This is a genomic window from Micromonospora sp. BQ11 (assembly GCF_052068135.1).
Lineage (GTDB): Bacteria > Actinomycetota > Actinomycetes > Mycobacteriales > Micromonosporaceae > Micromonospora.
Genome location: NZ_JBQHDB010000007.1, coordinates 1 through 21,508, shown reverse-complemented (window position 1 = coordinate 21,508; position 21,508 = coordinate 1). Strand labels below are relative to the sequence as shown.

General features: G+C 71.5%; 22 protein-coding genes and 1 pseudogene. 14 read left to right on the top strand and 9 right to left on the bottom strand.

All coding sequences use genetic code 11. From position 1 onward, the window contains the following. Positions 1-117: 117 nt before the first annotated feature. Positions 118-735, top strand: coding sequence for a response regulator transcription factor (locus ACTMSW_RS16480; protein ID WP_441181483.1), 618 nt, complete (start codon positions 118-120; stop codon positions 733-735). A gap of 78 nt (positions 736-813) precedes the next feature. Further along, the gene (gene hflX, locus ACTMSW_RS16475) at positions 814-1,977 is read left to right on the top strand and encodes a GTPase HflX (protein WP_441181482.1); all 1,164 of its coding nucleotides are present in this window, start codon (positions 814-816) and stop codon (positions 1,975-1,977) included. 10 nt (positions 1,978-1,987) lie between these two features. On the opposite strand, the gene ACTMSW_RS16470 is transcribed toward hflX, so the two are convergent. Both ACTMSW_RS16470 and ACTMSW_RS16465 read right to left on the bottom strand, forming a co-directional pair. Next, entirely contained in the window at positions 1,988-2,791 is an 804-nt protein-coding gene (locus tag ACTMSW_RS16470) for a SigB/SigF/SigG family RNA polymerase sigma factor (RefSeq protein ID WP_441181768.1), read from the bottom strand. Positions 2,792-3,017: 226 nt separating this feature from the next. Beyond that, a complete protein-coding gene (locus ACTMSW_RS16465) occupies positions 3,018-3,215 on the bottom strand; it encodes a hypothetical protein (RefSeq protein WP_441181481.1) in 198 nt (65 codons plus the stop codon). A 294-nt stretch (positions 3,216-3,509) separates the two neighbouring features. On the opposite strand from ACTMSW_RS16465, the gene ACTMSW_RS16460 reads away from it, so the two are divergent. Beyond that, complete coding sequence (locus ACTMSW_RS16460) at positions 3,510-4,037, top strand: DUF6244 family protein (RefSeq protein WP_441181480.1); 528 nt, start codon at positions 3,510-3,512, stop codon at positions 4,035-4,037. Here the strand turns inward: ACTMSW_RS16460 and ACTMSW_RS16455 are convergent. Beyond that, the gene (locus tag ACTMSW_RS16455; RefSeq protein WP_441181767.1) at positions 3,934-4,293 is read right to left on the bottom strand and encodes a VOC family protein; all 360 of its coding nucleotides are present in this window, start codon (positions 4,291-4,293) and stop codon (positions 3,934-3,936) included. The two genes, ACTMSW_RS16460 and ACTMSW_RS16455, sit on opposite strands and share 104 nt — an antisense overlap. A gap of 258 nt (positions 4,294-4,551) precedes the next feature. Between ACTMSW_RS16455 and ACTMSW_RS16450 the strand changes: the two genes are divergently transcribed. Both ACTMSW_RS16450 and ACTMSW_RS16445 read left to right on the top strand, forming a co-directional pair. Beyond that, positions 4,552-7,242 (top strand): IPT/TIG domain-containing protein, encoded by a 2,691-nt coding sequence (locus tag ACTMSW_RS16450; protein ID WP_441181479.1) that lies wholly within the window; start codon positions 4,552-4,554, stop codon positions 7,240-7,242. Positions 7,243-7,258: 16 nt separating this feature from the next. Beyond that, positions 7,259-7,540, top strand: a complete 282-nt coding sequence (locus tag ACTMSW_RS16445) for an oxidoreductase (RefSeq protein WP_441181478.1) — start codon at positions 7,259-7,261, stop codon at positions 7,538-7,540. 118 nt (positions 7,541-7,658) lie between these two features. Here ACTMSW_RS16445 and ACTMSW_RS16440 read toward each other — a convergent pair whose 3' ends face one another. The 4 genes and pseudogenes from ACTMSW_RS16440 to ACTMSW_RS16425 all read right to left on the bottom strand — a co-directional run bounded on the left by ACTMSW_RS16440 (position 7,659) and on the right by ACTMSW_RS16425 (position 10,749). Next, a complete protein-coding gene (locus ACTMSW_RS16440) occupies positions 7,659-8,258 on the bottom strand; it encodes a hypothetical protein (protein ID WP_441181477.1) in 600 nt (199 codons plus the stop codon). After that, positions 8,255-9,457, bottom strand: a complete 1,203-nt coding sequence (locus ACTMSW_RS16435) for a hypothetical protein (RefSeq protein WP_441181476.1) — start codon at positions 9,455-9,457, stop codon at positions 8,255-8,257. Before ACTMSW_RS16435 ends, ACTMSW_RS16440 begins: the two co-directional genes overlap by 4 nt. Before the next feature lie 22 nt (positions 9,458-9,479). After that, a pseudogene (locus ACTMSW_RS16430) lies at positions 9,480-10,042 on the bottom strand (ATP-binding cassette domain-containing protein); the annotation flags it as partial. Positions 10,043-10,272: 230 nt separating this feature from the next. Further along, positions 10,273-10,749, bottom strand: coding sequence for a hypothetical protein (locus ACTMSW_RS16425; protein ID WP_441181475.1), 477 nt, complete (start codon positions 10,747-10,749; stop codon positions 10,273-10,275). Positions 10,750-11,327: 578 nt separating this feature from the next. On the opposite strand from ACTMSW_RS16425, the gene ACTMSW_RS16420 reads away from it, so the two are divergent. Further along, a complete protein-coding gene (locus tag ACTMSW_RS16420) occupies positions 11,328-11,780 on the top strand; it encodes a hypothetical protein (protein WP_441181474.1) in 453 nt (150 codons plus the stop codon). An 8-nt stretch (positions 11,781-11,788) separates the two neighbouring features. Here ACTMSW_RS16420 and ACTMSW_RS16415 read toward each other — a convergent pair whose 3' ends face one another. Both ACTMSW_RS16415 and ACTMSW_RS16410 read right to left on the bottom strand, forming a co-directional pair. After that, positions 11,789-12,247, bottom strand: coding sequence for a DUF5994 family protein (locus ACTMSW_RS16415; protein ID WP_441181473.1), 459 nt, complete (start codon positions 12,245-12,247; stop codon positions 11,789-11,791). Positions 12,248-12,351: 104 nt separating this feature from the next. Beyond that, a complete protein-coding gene (locus tag ACTMSW_RS16410; protein ID WP_441181472.1) occupies positions 12,352-12,894 on the bottom strand; it encodes a LapA family protein in 543 nt (180 codons plus the stop codon). Positions 12,895-13,212: 318 nt separating this feature from the next. On the opposite strand from ACTMSW_RS16410, the gene ACTMSW_RS16405 reads away from it, so the two are divergent. The 8 genes from ACTMSW_RS16405 to ACTMSW_RS16370 all read left to right on the top strand — a co-directional run bounded on the left by ACTMSW_RS16405 (position 13,213) and on the right by ACTMSW_RS16370 (position 20,858). Continuing rightward, positions 13,213-13,974: a GAF and ANTAR domain-containing protein gene (locus tag ACTMSW_RS16405; protein WP_441181471.1), complete on the top strand. Its 762-nt coding sequence runs from the start codon at positions 13,213-13,215 to the stop codon at positions 13,972-13,974. 83 nt (positions 13,975-14,057) lie between these two features. Continuing rightward, positions 14,058-14,789 carry a GAF and ANTAR domain-containing protein gene (locus tag ACTMSW_RS16400; protein ID WP_441181470.1) on the top strand — a complete coding sequence of 244 codons (732 nt, stop codon included), beginning with the start codon at positions 14,058-14,060 and terminating at the stop codon, positions 14,787-14,789. 177 nt (positions 14,790-14,966) lie between these two features. Further along, positions 14,967-15,719, top strand: a complete 753-nt coding sequence (locus ACTMSW_RS16395) for a SigB/SigF/SigG family RNA polymerase sigma factor (protein ID WP_441181469.1) — start codon at positions 14,967-14,969, stop codon at positions 15,717-15,719. A 164-nt stretch (positions 15,720-15,883) separates the two neighbouring features. After that, positions 15,884-16,054, top strand: a complete 171-nt coding sequence (locus ACTMSW_RS16390) for a hypothetical protein (RefSeq protein WP_441181468.1) — start codon at positions 15,884-15,886, stop codon at positions 16,052-16,054. Then, on the top strand, positions 16,051-17,064 hold the full coding sequence (locus tag ACTMSW_RS16385; RefSeq protein WP_441181467.1) for a glycosyltransferase family 4 protein: 1,014 nt from the start codon (positions 16,051-16,053) through the stop codon (positions 17,062-17,064). The genes ACTMSW_RS16390 and ACTMSW_RS16385 overlap by 4 nt, the downstream gene beginning before the upstream one ends. 121 nt (positions 17,065-17,185) lie before the next feature. After that, complete coding sequence (locus tag ACTMSW_RS16380) at positions 17,186-18,322, top strand: glycosyltransferase (RefSeq protein ID WP_441181466.1); 1,137 nt, start codon at positions 17,186-17,188, stop codon at positions 18,320-18,322. Next, positions 18,319-19,371 carry a glycosyltransferase gene (locus ACTMSW_RS16375; protein WP_441181465.1) on the top strand — a complete coding sequence of 351 codons (1,053 nt, stop codon included), beginning with the start codon at positions 18,319-18,321 and terminating at the stop codon, positions 19,369-19,371. Before ACTMSW_RS16380 ends, ACTMSW_RS16375 begins: the two co-directional genes overlap by 4 nt. Continuing rightward, complete coding sequence (locus ACTMSW_RS16370; protein WP_441181464.1) at positions 19,362-20,858, top strand: glycoside hydrolase family 130 protein; 1,497 nt, start codon at positions 19,362-19,364, stop codon at positions 20,856-20,858. The genes ACTMSW_RS16375 and ACTMSW_RS16370 overlap by 10 nt, the downstream gene beginning before the upstream one ends. Positions 20,859-21,508: the final 650 nt, after the last annotated feature.

Genomic DNA, 21,508 nt, shown 5'->3' with positions numbered 1-21,508 from the left:
AGTCGTCCCCACCCGTGTCCTTCGCACATACGCCCGACTCCTCCCGTTTGACGTGTACGGCATGATCGGTACCCGCTCGGGAAGGGAACAGGCATGCGCCCGTCCCCCACCATCCGGATGGCCGTTGTCGATGACCACCCGCTCTTCGCCCGCGGCCTCGAACTGCTGCTGCCCGCGGCCACCGATGGACGGGCGTGCGTGGTGGGTTCCACCGGGGACGCGGCGGCGGCCGCCTCGTTGATGAGTCGATGTCTACCCGACCTGGCTCTGGTCGACCTGCACATGCCCGCGCCGGGCGGCATCCGCGCCGTCGCGGCGATCCGGCGGACCACGCCACGGGTGCGGGTCGTGGCGATGTCCGGCGACGAGGATCCGGCACCCGCCCTGGAGGCGCTGCGCGCCGGCGCGGAGGCGTTCCTGCCCAAGAGCGCCGAGCCGGAGGAACTGCTGCCCCCGCTGCTGGCCGTCCTCGAGGGTTGGGCGGTCCTGCCGGCACCACTGCTGCGCGCGCTGCTGCGCCCCGGTCGGGTCGCACCGGTCGACCTCGACACCGACGAACGCGCCCTGCTCCGGTCGATCGCCGCCGGCCGCAGCACCCTGGACATCGCCGACCAGATGCACGTGTCCGAGCGCACCGTGAAACGGATGACCGCCGCGCTGCTGCGCAAGCTGCGGGTGTCCAGTCGGGCGGAAGCCGCAGCCCTCGCCGGGCATGCCGGGCTGCTGCACGACTAGACCACGCCCGCCCTCCGACCCGCATGGTTGGTCGTCCGAGGGGTACGGGGAGGACACCAGGGGCGGAGAGAGGTGACGATGGCAGGGTCGTGGCTGTTGGGAACGGGGGTCGGCACGCCCGGTGAGCGTCCGACAGCGGTGCTGGTGGCGGTGCGCGGGGAGGAGGGCGACGGTGCCGGTGGACCCGGGACCGAGACGTCGCTGACCGAGCTGCGGCGCCTCGCCGACACCGACGGCCTGCGCGTCGCCGACGCCGTCGTGCAGAGTCGCTCCCGGCCGGATCCGGCGACCTACGTCGGCTCCGGCAAGGTCGACGAACTGGCCGCGTTGGCCGAGCGGACACACGCGGACCTGGTCATCGCCGACGGGGACCTCAGCCCTGGCCAGGTGCGCAACCTGGAGCAGCGGGTGGGTGTGCGCGTGGTGGACCGCACCGCGTTGATCCTGGACATCTTCGCCGAGCACGCCCGCACGAGCGAGGGCCGGGTGCAGGTGGAGCTGGCCCAGATCGCGTACCAGTTGCCGAGGTTGCGGGGCGACGGCCGGTCGATGTCCCGCGTGGGTGGCGGCCGGATGGCCGGCGGAGCGGGTATGGGTGTCCGTGGTCCGGGTGAGATGCGCCTGGAGACCCAGCGGCGTACGTTGCGACAGCGGGCCACCCGGCTGCGCCGCAACGCCTCCCAGTTGGCCGAGCGCCGTGAGCGCACCCGGATCAGGCGGGCGCGCAACCAGATACCGTCGGTGGCGATCACCGGATACACCAACGCCGGCAAGTCGGCACTCCTCAACCGGTTGACCGGCGCGGACGCGCAGGTCCAGGACGTCCTGTTCGCCACGCTGGATCCGACGGTCCGGCGGATCAGCACGGGCGAGTCCACCTACACGCTGACCGACACCGTAGGCTTCGTCCGCCACCTGCCCCACCAGCTCGTGGACGCGTTCCGCTCGACCCTCGACGAGGTCACCCGCAGCGACCTGGCTCTGCACGTGGTGGACGCCTCCGCGCCCGACGCGCTGGACCAGATCACCACCGTGCACGGCGTGTTGCACGAGATCGGGGCCGGGCACGTCCCGGAACTGCTCGTACTCAACAAGATCGACACCGCGCCGCCCGAGTGGGTCGACGCGCTGCGGCGCGCGTACCCGGATGCCGTGGCGGTGTCGGCACTGACGGGAGCCGGCATCGACGACCTGCGGGCCACCCTTGCCCACCGGCTGAGCGCACCTCGCGCCCAGCCCTGACCTCGAAAGGTCAGGCCCGGGCGGCGGAGGGGCCGTCCTCGGACAGCTCGCCGCGGAGCTTGCCCAGCGCCCGGGTGATGAGCCGGGAGACGTGCATCTGCGAGACGCCGATCTGATCGGCGATCTCGGCCTGGGTGAGGTTGCCGTGGAAGCGCAGGCTCAGGATCCTGCGTTCGCGTTCCGGCAGCGTGGCGAGCGCCGGGCCGAGGGCGACGCGGAGCTCGACCAGCTCGAAGTCGTGGTCGGTGGTACCGAGGGTGTCGCCGAGTTCCTGGACGCCGTCGACGCCGGTCGGGGTGGACAGCGAGGTGGCCCGGTACGCCCGCGCCCCTTCGAGTCCTTCCAGGACGGTCTCCTCCGACACGTTCAGGTAGGACGCGATGTCCGCCACGGTCGGCGAACGCCCCAGCGTGTGGGTGAGGGTGCTGTTCGCCTCGGTGATCGTCAGGCGGAGTTCCTGCAGGCGACGGGGTACCCGTACCGCCCAGGTGCGATCGCGGAAGTACCGCTTGATCTCCCCGATGACGGTCGGGATGGCGTACCCGGTGAAGTCGACGCCCCGGGTGGGGTCGAAGTGGTCCACGGCCTTGATCAGCCCGACCGCCGCGGTCTGGGTCAGATCCTCGTCCTGGACTCCGCGGCCTGAGTAGCGGCGCGCCAGGTGACGGGCGAGCGGCAACCACGCCTCGATGGTGCGTTCCCGCAGCGCCGGCCGGCGGGGGTCGTCGTCCGGGGTCGCGGCCAGCGCGGCCAGGAGATCGTCCGGGCGGTCGGCGCCGTACGTGCGGTTGCTGGTCGTCGATGCAAAGGTCATGACCATGGGAGTGGTCCTTCCCGTGCCCGTGGATCGGATCGACCGGAAGATCTCCGAACCGGCTTTCGCCGGGAGCGCACGTACGGGCGTATGCGCTGTCGCAAGGCCACGACCACGGGCCTCGCCACCGCGTCATGTCGTTCAGGTAGTGACGCGAACCTTACCTGAAAGACTGACTGATTACTAGCCGAAAGTATGAGTAGGCGCAGCTTGATGCCGAGTGGGGTCAGTCGCGCAGGACCGAGCCTTCGCCGGTCAGCGCCGTCGTCCCGGGCGCGGGAGCGGTCGGGCTCACCGCGAACGGGTGACGCAGCCGCCGCATGGCCTCCTCGCTGCCGTCGAACCTCACGTCGGCGCCGTCGAGCCCGTCGAGGGTGGGGACGGCGAGGAACAACGCCGATACGTGGGTGCCGTTCGATGTCATGCAGAATCCTTCTTGAGGAGCGGAGCGCATCGGGTAGCGGGAGAAGACCTGCCGCGTCGTCGTGAAGCCCGGCGTGCGCACTGGGACCCGATCCGGTGTCCCGGTCGCGGGCGAGTGCCCGTCGACACCGACCATACCCGCCTCGGGCATCCGTCATGCGCTTCGGACGGCTCCGTCCGTCTTTTCTGCGGCCGGGTAGCGGTCCCGACGCTCGTCCGTCTGGTGGCCGCACGGACGCCCCGGTAGTTTCAGCGGTCGAACACCTTCACTGTCTTCGATCGGAAAGTCGGCTCCGTGTCGCACATCGAGAAGATCACCGGTGAACTGCACGCGCTGATGACGGGCGTCGAGCGCGCGCAGCGGTTGGCGGCGGCCGCCGACGGTCAGGCTCAGGAGGTGGCGCTGCGGGCCGTCGGGTCCGGCTTCCTGGCCGTGGCCGCGGGAATGACCCGGGTGCGCAGCACGATCACCGCGATCCAGGGGGGCCTGGGCAGCCTGTCCGGCTCGATCGGCGAGGCGACGAAGGCGACCGCAGCCGTCCCGCACGAAGCCACCGCCCAGGAGACGATCTCCGGGCTGACACCCGTCCACGCCGCGGTGGAGAGCGCACGGGACGCGACGGCCGGGACCATCAGCCAGATCGGCGAGGTGCAGCAACTCGTCACCATGATCCTGCAGGGTGGGCAGCCCGGGCCGCTGCTACAGGCCCTGGACAGCATCAAGCAGGTCCTGGTGCTGGTCGTCCAGCGCACCGGCATCGCCCGTCAGTCCATCGAAGCGGCGATCGCCGACGCGCGACAGCTCGGATCCTCGGGAAACTGATCGAGGCTTGCCGGGACGTGACACACCCGGCTCCGCCGTCGACGGCTGCCGTCGGCGCACCCCGGCTCGTCCTCAGGCGACGAAGATGCAGAAAGGGTGTCCCGCCCGCCGGGTCGGCGTAGACCCGGAACGGTTCGTCGGGGCCGTTCTCCTGGTCGGACAGCAGCCGGCCGCCGAGAGCCAGCACGCGCTCATGCTGCGCCCTCAGCTGCGCGACCGAGGTCACGCTGAGATCCAGATGCAGCTGTCGCGGCACCGGACCGTCCGGCCACGTCGGTGCCGGCAACTGGTCCACCCTGCTGAAAGGCTGCGCCGACCCTTGACGGCCGGCGGCTGGGCCGATCGGTCACCGGTGCCGTCTGACCGTCCCTATCCGAGAAGCGGATCTCGTCGATATCGGCCGGCTGTGTGATCCTTCCTCCGCGGGCAACTCGTCATGATGCCCGCCTTCATCACGGGGAGGAACGGCATGCGTGCCCACGCGCGCGCTTCTCGACGCTTTCTGTCAACTGCCATGGCCCTGGCGATCGGCTGCGCGACGGTGGTCGGCGCGATCGCCACCCCGGCCGCCGCCGATGTCGGCGGGCCGACCGAGCTGACCACCGCCGGCCAGGCGTGCGCCACGCAGGCACCCGGGCCCTACCTCAGCCCGGACCGTCTCAACGACGCCCACGCCGTGGTGCTACAGGGCTCCTGGACCGATGCACCTCAGAGCGCCGACCCGCAGGCCGACTTCCAGGTGTGGGACGTCACCAGGCCGGACGAGCCGCAGCAGTGGCGCGACGCGGTCGACCAGCGCAACAACCGCGTCTACATCCAGCTCGAGGATCCCGCCCGCCAGCTCGACGGCGTCACGTACGCGTGGCGGGTCCGCGTCCTCGATGGTGCGGCCACGTCGCCGTGGAGCGACACCTGCTATTTCACGCTCGACCGAACCGGCGGTCCGGCAACGGCCGTCGCCTCGACGACGTACCCGTCCGGGAGCTGGGAGAACGCCGGCGGTGCGGTCGGCGCCGCCGGCAACTTCGTCTTCACCTCCGCCTCCGACGACACCGTGAGCTACCGCTACCGGTTCTACTCCGGGGAGACCGGTGGCGACGACGACTACTCGACCGTGCCGGCGACCAGCCTCGGTGGCTCGGCGACCGTCACCTGGACGCCGAAGGGCGCCAGCTACCACGCGGTGACCGTGTACGCCGTCGACCGCGCCGGAAACTGGTCCGACCAGGCGGTCTACGAGTTCTGGGTACGGGAGACGCGGCCCTCCATCTTCTCCAGCGCGTATCCGGACTGGAGTACCAACCTGGACTACGGCGTCGGCGTACCCGGAGGGTTCGAGTTCACCGCCAACGTCCCGGGCACGGAGTCGTTCGCCTGGCGCATCGACGGCGACGGCCCGTCCGGCTCGGTCGCGGCCAACGCCGACGGCAAGGCCACCGCGATGATCGCCCCGACCCGGGCCGGCCGGCAGACCTTGTACGTCCGCAGCGTCACCAGCGACGGCGCGACGCATCCGGAGCGGGCCTACACCTTCGTCGTCGACAACGCGCCCAGGGTCACCGGCGATGTCGACCGGAGCGTCATCATCGGGTCGTCCCTCCGGTTCCACCTGGCCCCGCGCATGCCCGACGTCGAGTCCTACCTCTACTGGCGACGCGACTACAGCGGGAACGAGCCCGACCAGAAGACCGTCCTGCCGGCTGGCGCGGACGGTACCGCGGACCTGACCTGGACCGCCACCAACGAGAACATGAATACGCAGGCGCTTCTCGTGCAGAGCCGCAGCGCCGACGGCACCCTGTCGGAGCCCCGGTACATCTCCATCTCGGTTTCACCCGCCAGCCCGTACGTGACCCGCAGCGGGGGCGACGTGCTGGGGTCGACGGCCACCTTCACGGCGCGCACCGAGATGGCGAACGTCGCGGAGTACGAGGTGCTCCTCAACCGCGACCCCGCCACCCGGCAGGTGCTGCCGGCGGCCGCCGACGGCACGGTCACGTTCCAGTACACGCTCACCAAGCGCGGCTACACCTACGTCACCGTGGTCGCCCGCAACGCGGCCGGCGTACGGACGGGCGAGGGCGGCACCTCCTGGTCGGTCACCGATTCCCCGGTGGTCGTCTCCACCGACTTCCCCTCGTCGGGCTCCGGCAGGATCGCGCCGGGCACCTTCACCTTCAAGCCGCGGCAGCCCGCCGCGGTGAAGTACACGTACCAGGTCGCCGGAACCGAGGACACCGTCGCGGCGGCGGACGGCACGGCGACGATCACCTGGACGCCGCCGGACTCCGGCTACCACACGCTGTACGTGAAGAGCCTGACGGCGGACGGCGTCGAGTCGTTGCAGACCTCCTACTCCTTCTACGTGGCACCCGACCCGCTCACCGTGACATCGGTGTCGCCGGCGTCGGTCGCGGCCGGCGCCGTACGCACGATCACCGTCACCGGCGCCGGATTCCACCAGGAGGACCAGGTCACGGTCACCCCGACGGGCGGCGTGGCACTGACCGCGACGGTGCTGAGCGTCTCCGCCGACCATCGGACCCTCACCGCCGAGGTGGACCTGACGTCCGCCGCCGTAGGCAAGGCGTCCGTCTCGGTGCGGCCCAACGACTGGAGCGACGCGGTGTCGCTCGCCGACGCCTTCTCGATCACCGGTGCACAGGCCATCCGGTCGGTCACCGCGCCGACCATCAGCGGCTCGGTGACCGTGGGGGCGACGGTCCGCGCCTCGACCGGGCAGTGGAGTCCGGCGGCCACGGCGTACACCTACCAGTGGGCGGCCGACGGCACCGCGATCAGTGGGGCGACCGGCTCCACGTACGTGATCCCAGCGCCCCTGCTGGGCAAGCGGCTGACGGTGACGGTCACCGCGACCAAGCCCGGCTACTCGCCGGCGCAGGCGACATCGAAGGCCACCGTGCCGGTCGCCAAGGGCGCGGCGCTGCGGGCCACGGTGAAGCCGACCATCACCGGCGTGGCACGGGTCGGCCAGACCGTGCAGGCGACCACCGGTACCTGGACGCCGGCCGCCGACTCCTACCGTTACGAGTGGCGGGTGGGCGGCGTGCTGTCAGGCACGACGAAGACGCTGAAGCTGACAGCCGCGATGCGCGACAAGGCGGTCACCGTGACCGTGGTGGCGGTGAAGGCGGGCCACGTGGACGGCCGCGCCACCAGCGCACCGGTGACCGTCCGCGCCTAGCACGGCAGACCGGCCGGTGCGCCTTCTCGCCGACCCGTTCCGCGGGACGGCGAGAAGGCGCGCCGGCCCGGTCCGGGTGAAGTCCTTCGCGGCGGCGCGCAGAGCGGTTCAGGCGGGCTTCGACGGCGTGGAACTGCACGGCGCGAACGGGTACCTGATCGGGCAGTTCCTCGCCGGGAACGCCAACCTCCGCACGGACCGCTACGGCGGGTCCGTCTCCGGGCGCATCCGGTTCGCGGTGGAGGCGGTCGCGGCCACGGAGCTTCTTGATCATGGTCTGATGGCCGTGGGCCGATGAGCTACGTCAGCGCGCTGTGCGCTTGTATCGCGAGTCGGACCGAGGAACGCACGGTGACCCGCTGACCACGACCGGAGGCCACGGCGACGGGTGCACCCTCACGTCACCCATCACTCTCTCAGGCGGGGCGCAGTGCGGCGGACGGGCGGGCCCGGAGGTGGAACAGCCCGGTCCCGAGGGCCAGGAGCGCCAAGGCTACCGCCAACGAATTGGCGTGGGCCGGTCCCCGTACCACCGCCCACCACTCCGCCGACCCGTCCGGCCGACCGCCGACCACACTGGCCACGAAGAAGTACGCGATGGGCGCCACGACCGCGGCCGACTGCCCGAACACGCTGAGCAGCAGCAGTGCGGCGCCGACGAAGAACAGGGCGTTGCGGACGGCGCCGGCACCGCTGGCGCCGTCCCCCGTCCACGTGGCCGCCGCGCCGACGACGGCCACCGGAGCGAGCACGAGTCCCACCAGCAGCAGGTCCGGGCCGAGGAGCCGGCGGCGCGAGGCGTGCTCCAAGTGGAGGGTCACTCCGCCGAAGCCGTGGGCGACCAGCGGCGCGTAGAGCGCCCCCAGCAGCATCTCGATGGCGACGGGCGCGGTGCGGCCCTGCAAGAGCTGCGGTACGGGAAGGGTGGTGCCTGCCAGCCACCAGCCCACGACCATCAGCAGTGCGCTCCCCGCCACGAGCGGCACCGCCCGGTGCGATCGGAGGTAGAGCGTCATCCGGGGCACCTGCCGATCTCTTGCCAGAGCCGCTGCGCGAGGGCCGGCGTGGAGGCTGGCGAACCGGTAGGGAGGGGAGCGGCGAGCTGGTCCTCCACCCCCAGGTCGCGTGCGAGCAGCATGCTCAACGAGTCGAGCCGCTCGCCCTGGGCGGCGTCGTCGAATTCCGTGAGGCACCCGCTCAGCGCGCGGGGCAGCAGTTGCGCCATCGTCGCCTTCGCCGCCTGGACATCGCGGGAGGCGGTCGTGAGCGGCAGCATCCCGTCCGCCTGGATCGGCCCGACGCGGTCCACCGTCGGCGCGGGCAGCCCCAGCCGGGCCCACGAGGCGCGAACGGCGTCCCACGCGGCGGTGTTCGCGTCGCGGGCGACCGAGTCCTCCGGCCATAGGCACACCGTCCCGCGGCAGACGAGGTCGGCGATGGGGCGGGGCCGGGCCGGTGAGGCGCCGAGGCCGGTCACCGCGCCCGCGGCGGCGACCCCGGCGACCACCGCGGCGACCGCCGTGACCAGGGGGACCCACGGCCGGTCCTGGCTCGGCGCCAGCCGCACCCGGACGAGGCAGAGCGACACCACGAGGATCGCGCCGAGGACGCCTACCGACCCGATCGTCACCCGCGGGTCGAGCAGCTCACTCGTCGAACAGCAGTCGAACGGGCTCCCGTTGAGATGACGCAGCCAGAGCGGCTCCCAACCGGCGGGCAGCGTCAGCAGCAGATACGGCGCCAGCAGCGCCACGGTGAGGGCGAGCACGCGACCCAGCACCAGCGCGACGGCGGCGCCGAAGATCGTCCACGTCACCGTGCCGAGGACGGAGAGGAGGGGAAGCTGCCACCCGGGCCAGCCGAGCCGGGAGGAGGTCAGCAGCACGTCGGCGTACAGGACCGCCTGCACCAGCAGGCCGGCCACGAGCACCGGGGCCAGCCGGCCCAGCAGCACCCGCCACCAAGGCCGGTCGACGGTGAGCAGGCCCCAGAGCGCGCGGAGGGTCAACGCCTCCCACGCCGCGCAGGCCGCGAGCAGCGGGGCGATGATGCTCATCGTCCCGGCGACGGCTGCCGCGCCTGCGGGAGCGTACGCGGCGACTGGCGGGTTGGCCGAGAGGAACAGGTGCCCGAGCACGATGCACGGCACGGCGAGCAGAGCGGCCGGCGTTCGCAGGAGTGAGCGGTCACCTCGGCGGCGTGGTAGGGCCCGCATCCGGAAAGACATTGGGGCGGCGTCAGTCGTCACGGAGCGCCTGCGCCAGGTCCGCCACGACACCGCTGCCGTGCCGCAGCCGGAAGAACTCCTCGACCGAGCCGTCGAACTCGAGCCGGCCGCGGTGCAGCACCAGCAGCCGCTCGAACGGTGGACCGACGTCGGTGGCGGTGTGCGACGAGACGAAAAGACCGGTGCCCTGGTTGGCCAGCCCCTGCAGGACCGCGGTGACCGACCGGCGGGCCAGCGGGTCGAGCGCCGCCGTCGGCTCGTCGAGCACCAGGAAGTCGGGCGCCGACGCCAACGCGCACGCGATGCCCATCCGCGCCCGCTCCCCTCCGCTGAGCTGGGTCGCCGGGCGGTCTGCCAGGTCGGTCAGGTGAGTCTTGCCGAGCGCCCGGGTGGCCTCGTCCACCGCCTCGGCACGGCCGAGACCGGCGAGCCAGCTGGCGTACTGCACCTGCTCTGCAACGGTGAAGCCGGGCAGGGCGACCGTGTGCTGAGCGGCCCACCCACACGCCCCTTTCGGGTGACGGAACCGCTGCTCGGCTTGAGCTGACCGGTGAGCAGACGCATGAGCGTCGACTTGCCCGCACCGTTGGGGCCGATAAGCACCGTCGGGCGGGCGTCCAGAGCGAGACTGACACTTTTCAGCACCTCACTTGCCCCGCGCCTCCCATAGCGGAAGAAGACGTCGTCGCCGCGGACGTGAAATGACTCGCTGATGATGGTGGCGCTTTCTCTCGGGCGAATACGAATCCGTCGCTATTTCGAGTGGCCGTGAGCGGCATGAACTCCGCTCACGGCCATCCCGATCAGAAGTAGGTCTTCACGCTGGTCGCGGAGACCGTGCCAAAGGTGTAGTGCCCGAACTGGAGGAAGTAGGTGCCGGAGGTCTGGTCGCCCCAGGTGCCGGTGCCCGTTCCACCCTTGCAGGCCGAGACGTCCATGATGCCGTAGGACACATCGGGCGAGAGGCTGCGCTCACGGCGGAGGTCGACCGTCAGCGTGAAGTTGGCGCCGTCGGACCGGGAGCACCCGGACAACACCGTCTTCGTGATGACACTGTCGTTGTTGTTGTCGGTCCAGGTCCGGGAAATGTAGCCATTGCGGATTCCGCTCAGGCTGCTGCTCCAACTGCCCTCGGCGAGGGCCGGCATCGGGGCGGCCAGGATCGCGCCGATGACGGCGAGACCGACCAGGCCCTTGGAGCGGCGAAGGTTGAGGGAGCCGACGCCTCGCTGGTCGTCCCCGCGTCGATCACTGAGTGACAGGCTCGATTCATGCTCCATGCAGACGGGCCGTACGCACGAAGAAACGACCCGTCGCCTTGGCCGTTCCCCCGTTTGTCGCGGCGATGTGGCGACGGTCGATACTTGCATCCGGTGACAAACGCCCGCAACCCTCGTCACACTCCGCACTGGTCGTGACCGCAGTATCCACCTGCCGTCCGCGTACGACACCAGCACCGGCATCGTGCCCGCCCAGGTGGGGCAGTGGTGGCGCTCCTGAGCGAAGAGACTCAGTGGCGAAGGGTTGCCGCCGAGCCGCGCTCCTGCAGCCCCGCCGGGCGCTCGGTCACCCCCTCCAGCCGTCGCGGCAGCGGCCGGGCCGCCCCGGCTGACGCGCGAACTCGTCGATCAGCCGGCGGGTCACCGCCGGCGCGAGCATCCCATCGCCAGCGGCCACCACCCGGACACCGGTCGTCGGAGTCGGTTCGTCGCCGGGATCACGGCTCGCGTCTGCCGCTGGTCGGCAACCATCACTTGGTGCGGAGAAGGACCGGCGCAATGGCGTAGGGTGGGCGGCGTAACGGCCGCCCTGGTCCCTGGTGGTGCCCCAGCCGCAGGCACACCACCAGGAGCATCGGATGCGTGTTCCCCCCGCCTATGTCCTCCCTGGCCGGGAGTCCGTGGATGACCTCGTCAAGCGGATCGCCGACCGTGACCGGGCCGCCTTCGGTCGGCTCTACCGCCGCCTCGTCCGTGCGGTCTTCATCCAGGTGCGTGAGGGTGTGGGCAGCCCGTCGGCCGCCGTCGCGGTGACCCGGGCGGTGTTCGTCGAGGTCTGGCACCTTGCGCCGAGGTGCGCCGCCGATCAGGTCGACGGTCTCGCGTGGGTGACGGCCATCGCCGTCCGTCGGGTTGGGGAGCGGCTCCGCGAGATCGATGGCCGCCGTCCGCCCCTCATCAGCGGATACGACGAGTTCCTCGGTCGCGAACTGACCGCCGTGCTGGGCGAGCCGCCGGCATCGCATCGGGCCGACCAGCGGTTCTTGTCGGTCAGCCCACCGGCACCGCAGCCGTCTGCCGGCTCCACTTGAAACTGAATTCAGGCGACACCGTCGTGGGCTCGAACTCGGTGAGGATCCGCGCCGATCAGCGAGGTTCTGCCACCTTCGTCGTCCCACACCGCGTACGTGTCGGAGCCGATCGCCGCCGCAGCCCTGGGCCGAGCCGGTGTGCTGGCCAGGATGTCGGGCGCCCGCCTGAGGTTGGTTGGGTCGGCGGCGGTCGCCATCGCCCACTCGGCCGCCGCGGTCGGGGTGGCGGGCGGTACCACCAGCAGATCGACCTGGAGGTCGCGGCCGGTGGTGGCGACCAGCAGGGCGGGGTCGAGGGTGTCGAACCAGCCGATCCGGATCAGGTCCGGCCCGACGGTCAACCGGCGGATCCGGCTTTCCCAGGTGTGGATGTTGAGCATGAGATGCCGGATCCGGCCGTGGCGTTCGGACAGGGCGAGGACCAGGCCGGGGAGTTCGGTGGCCGGGTCCAGGACCGCGGCCACCACCCGCCGTCCAGAACCGCCCGGTCGTGGGGGAGGGCGAGGGCGAGCCGGGGTGCGGCGATGGTCGATGCGGAGATCGTGGTGGCTGGCGTGGTGACGGAGATGGCTCAGCCGCCCTGATTCTCTGGGCGGGGCGGCAGCGGAACGATGGCGATGCCCGGCGCCGGCGGGGTAGTCGCACGATGCTCGGCCGCGCCGGCTTCCTGCGTGACGCGCCGGCGGCCCAGCATTTCGAGTTGCACGATCCGGGCGGTGCCGGGGAGGGCGACGAGCAGGACCCCGGAAACCGCGGCCAGCAGCAGTGCCACCCCCATCGGCAGGGTGCCGTGCGCGCCGAGGAACGACACCTCAGCGGGTTGCCCGTTCTGCAGTACGAAGACGAGCAGCAGCAGGAGTACGACCGCGAACGCCACGGCAGCGACCCACAGACCTCCGACCCGCGAGCGCTTCACCGCCGGCCGCGGAGGCATCGGACGAGAAGCATCGGTGCCGCGGTGACCGTCGCGCGGGAAGAATCGAACATGACTGTTCCGGGGTGCGGTCATCACGAACCGCCGCCTTCCGAGGAGCATCTGGCCGGCCTGAGCGCGATGGTGCGCCGGCGCGTCCGGTTGATTGCGGACCTGTGACAGACCGTCGCGGTCCGACATGCGGTGGAAGGTGCCTTGCCAGGAACGCGAGGAGGCCCGGTGACCTGACCGGTGGGGATGGCGGGGCGAGTGGTCAACACGGTGACCTCGATCGGTGGGGGGCGTCCGCCAGCGGCGACTGTCAGCCACCGGGGTCCCGAGCGACACTTTCAGCGTACGCTTCCGCGCCTGGATCGGCTCGGCAGCCGTCGGCGCCGTCACGGTCCGGTGAGCCGCCGGTCGCGTGGCGGCGTCATGCGGAGTATGGTTTGGCCTTCGCCCGGGACCTCAGCGCCGTACCGTAACGTCCGCTTCGAACGATCCGGGTCGGAGTCAGCAGTGGGCAAGGACAACCCGGGGCGCGGCGATCCGAGGACCTCCGATCGTCGGCTGCGACTGTGGGCCGCTCTCGGTGATGCGGCGCGAGGTGGCGCGGTCACTGTCGATCATGTCTGCGCGGCGGCAGTCTCGGTCGCGGGCGTCGACTCCGCCGCCGTCGCCGTCGTCCTCGATGCCACGCCGCGCGAACTCGTGTACGCCACGGACCGGACCGCCCTGGAGCTGGAAGACCTGACCCTCACTCTCGGTGAGGGACCGTGCGTGGACGCCACCACCGGTGGACCTGTCCTGGTCGCCGACCTGACTGTGCCGGAGTGCCGAAACCGCTGGCCGGTGTTCGCGCCGGCCGCGGTCCTCGCCGGGGCCTGCGCGGTGTTCGCGTTGCCACTACGGGTGGGCGGGATCAACCTCGGTGTCCTGGACCTCTACCGGGCCCGCGCCGATGACCTCGCGGCAGAGGAACTGGCCGACGTGCTGGTCCTGGCGGACACGGCATGCGCGGTGCTGCTGAACGGCGCGGCGCGCCACGGGGTGGACCGGGACGATCAGTGGCCCGAGGGGACCGGCCTGCACCACCCCGAGGTGCACCAGGCGACCGGGATGATCATGGTCCAGTTGGAAGTGCCCGCGGCGGTGGCGCTCGTCCGGTTGCGCGCCCATGCGTACTCCCAGGACCGGCAGTTGCGGGACGTGGCAACTGACGTCGTCGCCCGGCGCCTGCGTCTCGGCCCGGCCAGGACACGTGGTGACCGGCATGGGTGAACAGGGGATCGGCGCCAGGACGGCGCCTTACGGACCATCCCGTCGGGTGACCGGTGGAACCAGTGATTGACGAGGTGACTGAGATGGCCGAGACCCAGCTGGCCGACGTATTCGTGGAGATGGCCGACACTCTCGTCGACGACTTCGACGTAATCGAGTTCCTGCACGTGCTGACCGAGAGGTGTGTCGATCTGCTGGGTGTGTCGGCGGCCGGGCTGCTCCTGACCGACCAGCGGGACACGCTGCAGGTGGTAGCCGCCTCCTCCGAACGCACCCGGTTGCTGGAGCTGTTCCAGCTTCAGACCGACCAGGGGCCGTGCCTCGACTGCTTCCGTACGGGCCAACCGGTGTCGGTCGCCGACTTGAACCTGACCCCTGCCCGATGGCCGAGGTTCGCCGCCGCGGCGGCCGAGGTCGGCTTCGCCGCGGTGCACGCCCTGCCCATGCGCCTGCGTTCCGAGGTCATCGGCGCGCTGAACCTCTTCGAGGTCCGGCCGGGAGCCCTCGACGAGGGTAAGCTCCGCATCGGTCAGGCACTCGCCGACGTGGCCACCATCGGACTGCTGCAACAGCGCGCCATCCATCGACGCGACATGCTCACCGAACAGCTGCAGACCGCGCTGAACAGCCGCGTTCTGATCGAGCAGGCCAAGGGAATCCTCGCCGAACGCCTCCAGGTGGACGTGGGTCAGGCCTTCGCGTTACTGCGCGACGGCGCCCGCAGCCACAACCGGCGACTGTCCGAACTGTCCCAGGCGATCGTCGACGGCTCCGAGCAGTTCGCGCCGGCGCCGGTCACCCACGGCTCCGACTGACGACCGGTTCGGCACCCGGAACCCGTCCGAGTGTCGGTCGGGGAGATGAAGGCGTACGGTGACGGTGTCGCCCGGGTCCCCGGTGGCCGCCAGTCTCGCCGCCACCAGCCCGTTAGGGGCGTTGGAACAATGGTCACCTCCGCCTTGACACCCACAGCCGTCTCCTTCCCTTCGACGTTGAGCCCGGCTACGGGGAACAGCGAACAGCTGTTGCGCCAACGCGCGGCCCTGAACGTCGATGATCCCGACCGCGCACGGCTGCGGAACCGGATCATCGAGGCGAACCTGCCCATGGCGGCTCGACTGGCCCGCAGGTACACCGGCCGCGGGGAGTCCTACGACGACCTGGCACAGGTCGGCGCGCTCGGCCTGATCAAGGCCGTCGACGGATACGACAGCAGTCGAGGCGTGCCGTTCGCCGCCTACGCCGTCCCGACCATCCTCGGCGGCATCCGGAAGCACTTCCGCGACACGGCCTGGGCGATCCGGGTCCCGCGGGCGGCCCAGGAACTGGGTGCACAGGTGCCCGAGGCCCGGGGCAGGCTGGCGCAGCAACGCGGTCGCCAACCGACGGATCTAGAGCTCGCCGAAGCCCTGGAGGTGACCGTCGCCCAACTCCTGGCCGCCGTCGCCGCCCTCGGTGTCTATCGCCTGGCGCCGCTGAACGAGCCACGGCCCGCGGCCGACGGCATCGATCGCCACGCGCTCAGCGGCGCCGCCGATGCCGGATACACCGCCGTTGACGATCATCTCACCCTCGAGCTGCTCCTCGCGACGCTTCCCCTACGCGAACGCCGGATCCTGACCATGCGGTTCTCCGGTGATCTGACCCAGGCGGAGATCGCCGCCCGGGTCGGGCTGTCCCAGATGCACGTCTCCCGGCTGCTGAAGCGCTCGCTGGCCCAACTGAGAACCGGGATGCTCCGCTGACCCGGCGCCGGCAAGGAACCGCTCGGGCACCCGGGCCGAGCCGTCGGGATCACCAGGAGGAAGTCATGGCCGCTCGTCCGATCACCGCCGCTGGACCTTCGCCACCGGTCATACCGCCACCGGTACGCACGACCATCCCGAACGGCTTCTCAAGGGGGCAGACGATGAGGATCGCCAGGTACAGGATCGTTACGGCTCTGCGCGAGCGCGGCCAGCACGCCAGGGCCGACTGGGTCGAGCGCGAACTACCGGAGCGGGTCGACCCCGCCAAGCACGTGGGGCTGCTCGCCACCCTGCGTCTCGACGCGGCCGATCTCGCCGACGCGTCCCCGTGAGGGTTGCCCTGCTCGGGCCGGTCGCCTGGCGGACACCCCCAGACCACTACGGTCCCTGGGAGCAGGTGACCGGGCTGCTCGCTGAAGGGCTGGTCACCCGTGGCGTGGACGTGACCCTCTTCGCGACGTTGGATTCCGTCACCTCGGCGGCCCTCGACGGCGTGTGTCCCCGGGGGTACGCCGACGATCCGGACCTGGACGGCCGGGTGTGGGAGGCGATGCACGTGTCCCACGCGATGGCCCGCTCCGGGGAGTTCGACCTGGTCCACAGCCACCTCGACTGGCTACCGCTCGCCTTCGCCGAACACTGCCGCGCTCCGCTCCTCACCACCGTCCACGGCTTCTCCGGTCCGGGGATCCTCCCCGCGTACGCCCGGGCCCGCTCGTCCTACGTGTCGATCTCCGACGCCGACCGGAGCGCCGACCTCGACTACGTCGCCACGGTGCACCACGGCGTCGATCTCACCGGGCTGCCGTTCACCCGCGACGCCGGTACCGGACTGGCCGCCTTCGGCCGGATCCATCCCGACAAGGGCACCCACACCGCCATCGCGATCGCCCGCCGCGCCGGCCGGCCGCTGACCATCTGCGGCATCGTGCAGGACGAGCGGTACTTCGCCGAACACGTGGCCCCCCACATCGACGGCGACCAGGTCGTCTTCCTCGGATCGGTCGGCCCTCGACGGCGTGCGGAGGTGCTGGGCGCGAGCACCGCCCTGCTGCACCCGATCGCCTTCGACGAGCCGTTCGGACTGTCAGTGGTGGAGTCGATGGTCTGCGGCACGCCCGTCGTCGCGTACGCGCGGGGATCGATGCCGGAGGTCGTCGACGAAGGGGTGACGGGGTTCCTGGTGCACACCGTCGAGCAGGCCGTCGACGCCGTCACTCGGGTCGCTGGGCTGGACCGGGCCGGCTGCCGTGCCCGAGCCGGGCAGCGCTTCGGCGCGGACCGGATGGTCACCGACTATCTGGCGGTCTACGACCACCTCACCCGCCGATCGCACCGCTGAACCCGGTCATCGCCTACGCATCCGTTTCGCTGGCCACACACGCTGGCCGGCGTGCGCCGATACCGCGTGAGGTTCGCCCCCGTACCCCGGAGGCGGCCGGCAAACGGAAGGCCCGACACCCATGCCCAGCTACGGATTCCTCAGCACGCACCCGCCGACCCGGTGTGGACTGGCCACCTTCAACTCCGCCCTCGCCGCCCACCTGACCGCCGACGGTACGCGTGGCGGCATCGTCCGGGTCACCGACCGCGGCGACGACCTGCGGGCCGGACCCGGGGTCGTGCACACCTGGTCGACGCGTACCCAGGCCGGATGGCGGGACGGCGCGACGGCCCTCAACACCTTTGACGTGGCCGTCGTCCAGCACGAGTACGGCATCTACCCCGGCGCCGACGGCGAGGACGTCCTGCCGTTGCTGCGCCGGCTGACCGTGCCGAGCATCGTGGTCCTGCACACCGTGCTCCGCCGGCCCTCGGCCCGGCAGAGGTCCCTGCTGGAGCAGATCGTGACCGCCGCCGGAGCGGTTGTCACGATGACCGACACGGCTCGCGACCGGCTGCTGGTCGGCTACAACGTACGTCCGGGCAAGGTCACGGTCATCCCGCACGGCGCCGCCGAGCACGTCGGCCTACCCGCCGACCGGCGTACCAGGCCGCACCTGCTGACCTGGGGACTGCTCGGTCCCGGCAAGGGCGTCGAGTGGTCGTTGCGGGCCCTCGCGCAGTTGCAGGACCTCGACCCGACACCCACCTACACCGTCGCGGGTCGGACCCATCCGAAGGTGGTCGAGCACCAGGGGGAGGCGTACCGGTCGGGGCTGCACCGGCTCGGCGCGCAACTCGGCGTCGCACACGCCGTGGACTACCAGGACGTCTACCACGACCAGGCCACCCTCGGCCGGCTGATCCGCTCCGCCGACGTGGTCGTGCTGCCGTACGACTCCCGCGAACAGGTCACCTCTGGGGTGCTCATCGAGGCGGTGGCCGCCGGGGTGCCCGTCGTGGCGACGGCCTTCCCGCACGCCGTCGAGCTGCTCACCGGAGGTCCCGGTCTGGTCGTACCCCATCAGGATCCGGCGGCGTTGGCCGTCGCGATCCGGCGGATCCTGACCGAACCGGGCCTGGGCGCGCGGCTGGCCGGCCGTGTCCGGCCGCTGGCCGCGGACCTGCGCTGGCCGGCGGTGGCGGCCCGCTACAGTACGCTCGCCGAGCGGCTCGTCGCCGCCCGTCGTCCCGCGGTCAGCGCGGCGTCGGCGTGACCGCGACCACCGGTCTGTCCAGCATGCCGGGCAGCGGCCGCCGGCATCCGACGCCCCGGCCGAGCTTCGCGCACCTGAGCCGGTTGAGCGACGACACCGGGCTGTTCGAGCACGCCCGGCACGCCATCGTCCGCCGCGAGCACGGCTACTGCACCGACGACGTCGCGCGCGGCCTGGTCGTCACCAGCCGCGAGCCGGAGCCGACCGAGGAGGTGCTCCGGCTCGCCGAGTGCTACCTCGCCTTCCTGACCCACGCGCAGGACGCCGCCGGCGCCTTCCGCAACCGGCTCGGCCACGACCGGCGCTGGACCGACGAGCCCGGCCTCGGCGACTGGTGGGGCCGTGCGCTGTGGGGGCTGGGCACCGCCGCGGCCCGCAGCCCGGCCCCCTGGATCCGGGAGGAGGCGCTCGTCGCCTTCAGCCGCGGCGCCACCCGGCGCTCCCCGGCCCCGCACGCGATGGCCTTCGCCGGGCTCGGCGCCGCCGAGGTACTGCGCCGCCACCCGGCCCACGCCGCCGCGGCTGCGCTTCTGACGGACGCCGCCACGACGATCGGCGGTCCCGGAGCCGATCCACGGTGGCCCTGGCCCTGGCCGCGGCTGACCTACGCCTCGGCGGCCCTTGCGGAGGTCGTCATCCTCGCCAGCCAACTGCGCCACGACGGCCCGCCCCTCGACAACGGCCTGCGGATGCTGGCCTGGCTGCGCGACATCCAGCTCCGCGACGGGCACCTGTCCGTCGTACCGGCCGGCGGGTGGCAGCGCGGCGCGGCGCGGCTGCGCCACGACCAGCAACCGATCGAGGTCGCCGCCTTCGCCGACGCCTGCGCCACCGCCGCCACGGTCACCGGCGACTCCGGCTGGGAAGCCGGGGTGCGGCAGGCGGTGGGGTGGTTCCTCGGTGAGAACGACGTCGGCACGCGGATGTGGGATCCGGCGACCGGCGGCGGCTACGACGGGCTGACCGCGCACGGACCCAACTTCAACCAGGGCGCCGAATCGACCCTCGCGCTGATCTCCACCTTGCAGCACGCCCGGCGGTGGTCGTGACCGAGGCCCTGGCCGTCCGGCACGGCGCCACCCTCGCCCCGGATCCACGCCGGGTCGTCGTCAAGCTCTTCGTCCCGGGTGAGGACGCCGCCCTGGTACGCAGCCGCGCGAGGGCGCTCATCGACCGTGTCGCGCACCTCGACGACGAGGAGACCGGCCGGCTGCTCAGGGAGACCTTCGACCGCTTCGGCACCCGACACCGGAACCTGGACGACACGTTCCACCACCACCACGACCTCGTCCGGCACCGCATCGCCCGGGCCCGGGACCTACCCCCCACCACCCGACTTCTGATCGGCGCCTACTTCAGCCACGAGTACGCGGTCGAGGCGGCGGCCCTGTGCAACCCGTCGATGGTGGTCCACCCGGACCAGGGCGGTCTGGGCGCCGGGCAGCTGCGCGTCGCGATCAGCCTGCGCCAGATCGGCGAGGGCCACCTGTCGTCCATCGGGTTCGCCACCGCCGTCCTCGGAGCCGGACGCCGGCTCACCGTCGCCGACCGCTCGGGCCCGCTGGTCGTCGGGCAGCGGACGGCCGTACGGCACCGCCGGGACCTGCTCGCCGCCGGCCTGGCCGAGGAGGACTGCGACAACGAGGTCACCGCGTCCGTGCTGGACGCCCTGCCCGACCGGTACGACGAGGCGACCTTCGAGCGGGTGCTCGGCGATCTGCCACCGGACCTGCTTTCCCGCAGCACCGGACCGGACACCCTCGAACACGTACGCCGCACCAACGCCGCCAGTTACGCCATGACCTTCCCCGCCGACACCGGGCTGCACCAACGGGTGCTCTGGCCGGCTGTTCCGGCGGAGAGCAACGGCATGGAGGACGCCCGGTTCGTCCGGTTCATCGACGAGTCCGGACCGGTGTACCGGGCCACCTACACCGCCTACGACGGCCGGAGCATCGCCACCCGCGCCCTGGCCAGCAACGACCTGCGCCGCTTCGAGATCACCCCGATGCGCGGGCCGGGCGTCCGCAACAAGGGCGTCGCGCTGTTCCCCCGTACCGTCGGCGGCCGGCACCTCGCCCTGTGCCGCGCCGACGGCGAGACCATCGGCCTGACCCGCCTCGACGGTGAGAACCGGTGGCAGGAGCCGGTGCCGCTGCACGCCCCCCGGGACAGCTGGGAACTGATCCAGGTCGGCAACTGCGGATCGCCCATCGAGACCGGCGCCGGCTGGCTCGTACTCACCCACGGCGTCGGCCCGATGCGTCGGTACGCCATCGGTGCGCTCCTGCTCGACCTGCGCCGACCGGAACGGGTGATCGCGAGGCTGCCGAGTGCGCTCCTGGCGCCCGACGAGGCCGAGCAGGACGGTTACGTCCCCAACGTCGTCTACTCCTGCGGAGGGCTCGTCCACGACGGTGAGCTGTGGCTGCCGTACGGGGCCAGCGACAACCGGGTCGGGTTCGCCACCGTGCCGGTGGCCGACCTCCTCGCCGCGATGGTGGAGTCCCCGCCGCCGCTCGGCCGGGACGGTTGAGCACCGACCGCCACTCTTACGTGGATCGGTCGCGCTGCTGGTGCCAATGTGGGTCAATCGGGTCAACGATCATGGTGACTGGCCCGCCCGGTGTGGTCGACGTGCGGTCGTCGGCCGAGCCGGTCGACTGGGGGAACGCAGGTCAACGCGGCGCCACCAAGCGGGCCATGCTGGCGCACATTTTGTACTCCTGAGGGCGCGCCTGTTCTGGCCGGGCCGTTCGTGACCACCACGACCCACCGCCACCTCGGAAGGATCACGGCTAAGTCGAGACGGGCGGTGTTTCGCCCGGTGACTGAAGGGCATCTCTGTATCGGGGTCATCGACTCCAACGTTGCGCCGGCAACGCGGTGCCTTCTACCGCAAAGCCAGCGGACGGCTGCCCAGACCTCGCGGCCTTCCCCTCGTCAGTCCTCCAGTTCGGGATCACACGCTGGAGCGCTCCGCAGCGGGCGTACGTGATCATCGGGCCGGTCCCGGAAGGTATGTAGCGATGAGCGTAGAATTGTCCGCCGTCCGCGCGAGTACGCCCCGTCTGGCGCCGAAGCCGCTGATCGAGGGCACTCAGCCGGTCGGCTCCCTGGTGATGTTGTGGGTATTCCTGGTGCTGCCGGTCGCGGCGCTGATCGCGGCGGTGCCGCTGGCCTGGG

What these genes read in the sequence shown, in the direction of transcription:
- ACTMSW_RS16480 (WP_441181483.1), top strand. Translation starts at nt 118, where the DNA reads ATGGCCGTTGTCGATGACCACCCGCTCTTCGCCCGCGGCCTCGAACTG.
- hflX (WP_441181482.1), top strand. Translation starts at nt 814, where the DNA reads ATGGCAGGGTCGTGGCTGTTGGGAACGGGGGTCGGCACGCCCGGTGAG.
- ACTMSW_RS16470 (WP_441181768.1), bottom strand. Translation starts at nt 2,791, where the DNA reads ATGACCTTTGCATCGACGACCAGCAACCGCACGTACGGCGCCGACCGC.
- ACTMSW_RS16465 (WP_441181481.1), bottom strand. Translation starts at nt 3,215, where the DNA reads ATGACATCGAACGGCACCCACGTATCGGCGTTGTTCCTCGCCGTCCCC.
- ACTMSW_RS16450 (WP_441181479.1), top strand. Translation starts at nt 4,552, where the DNA reads ATGGCCCTGGCGATCGGCTGCGCGACGGTGGTCGGCGCGATCGCCACC.
- ACTMSW_RS16440 (WP_441181477.1), bottom strand. Translation starts at nt 8,258, where the DNA reads ATGACGCTCTACCTCCGATCGCACCGGGCGGTGCCGCTCGTGGCGGGG.
- ACTMSW_RS16435 (WP_441181476.1), bottom strand. Translation starts at nt 9,457, where the DNA reads ATGCGGGCCCTACCACGCCGCCGAGGTGACCGCTCACTCCTGCGAACG.
- ACTMSW_RS16425 (WP_441181475.1), bottom strand. Translation starts at nt 10,749, where the DNA reads ATGGAGCATGAATCGAGCCTGTCACTCAGTGATCGACGCGGGGACGAC.
- ACTMSW_RS16420 (WP_441181474.1), top strand. Translation starts at nt 11,328, where the DNA reads ATGCGTGTTCCCCCCGCCTATGTCCTCCCTGGCCGGGAGTCCGTGGAT.
- ACTMSW_RS16410 (WP_441181472.1), bottom strand. Translation starts at nt 12,894, where the DNA reads ATGTCGGACCGCGACGGTCTGTCACAGGTCCGCAATCAACCGGACGCG.
- ACTMSW_RS16400 (WP_441181470.1), top strand. Translation starts at nt 14,058, where the DNA reads ATGGCCGAGACCCAGCTGGCCGACGTATTCGTGGAGATGGCCGACACT.
- ACTMSW_RS16390 (WP_441181468.1), top strand. Translation starts at nt 15,884, where the DNA reads ATGAGGATCGCCAGGTACAGGATCGTTACGGCTCTGCGCGAGCGCGGC.
- ACTMSW_RS16380 (WP_441181466.1), top strand. Translation starts at nt 17,186, where the DNA reads ATGCCCAGCTACGGATTCCTCAGCACGCACCCGCCGACCCGGTGTGGA.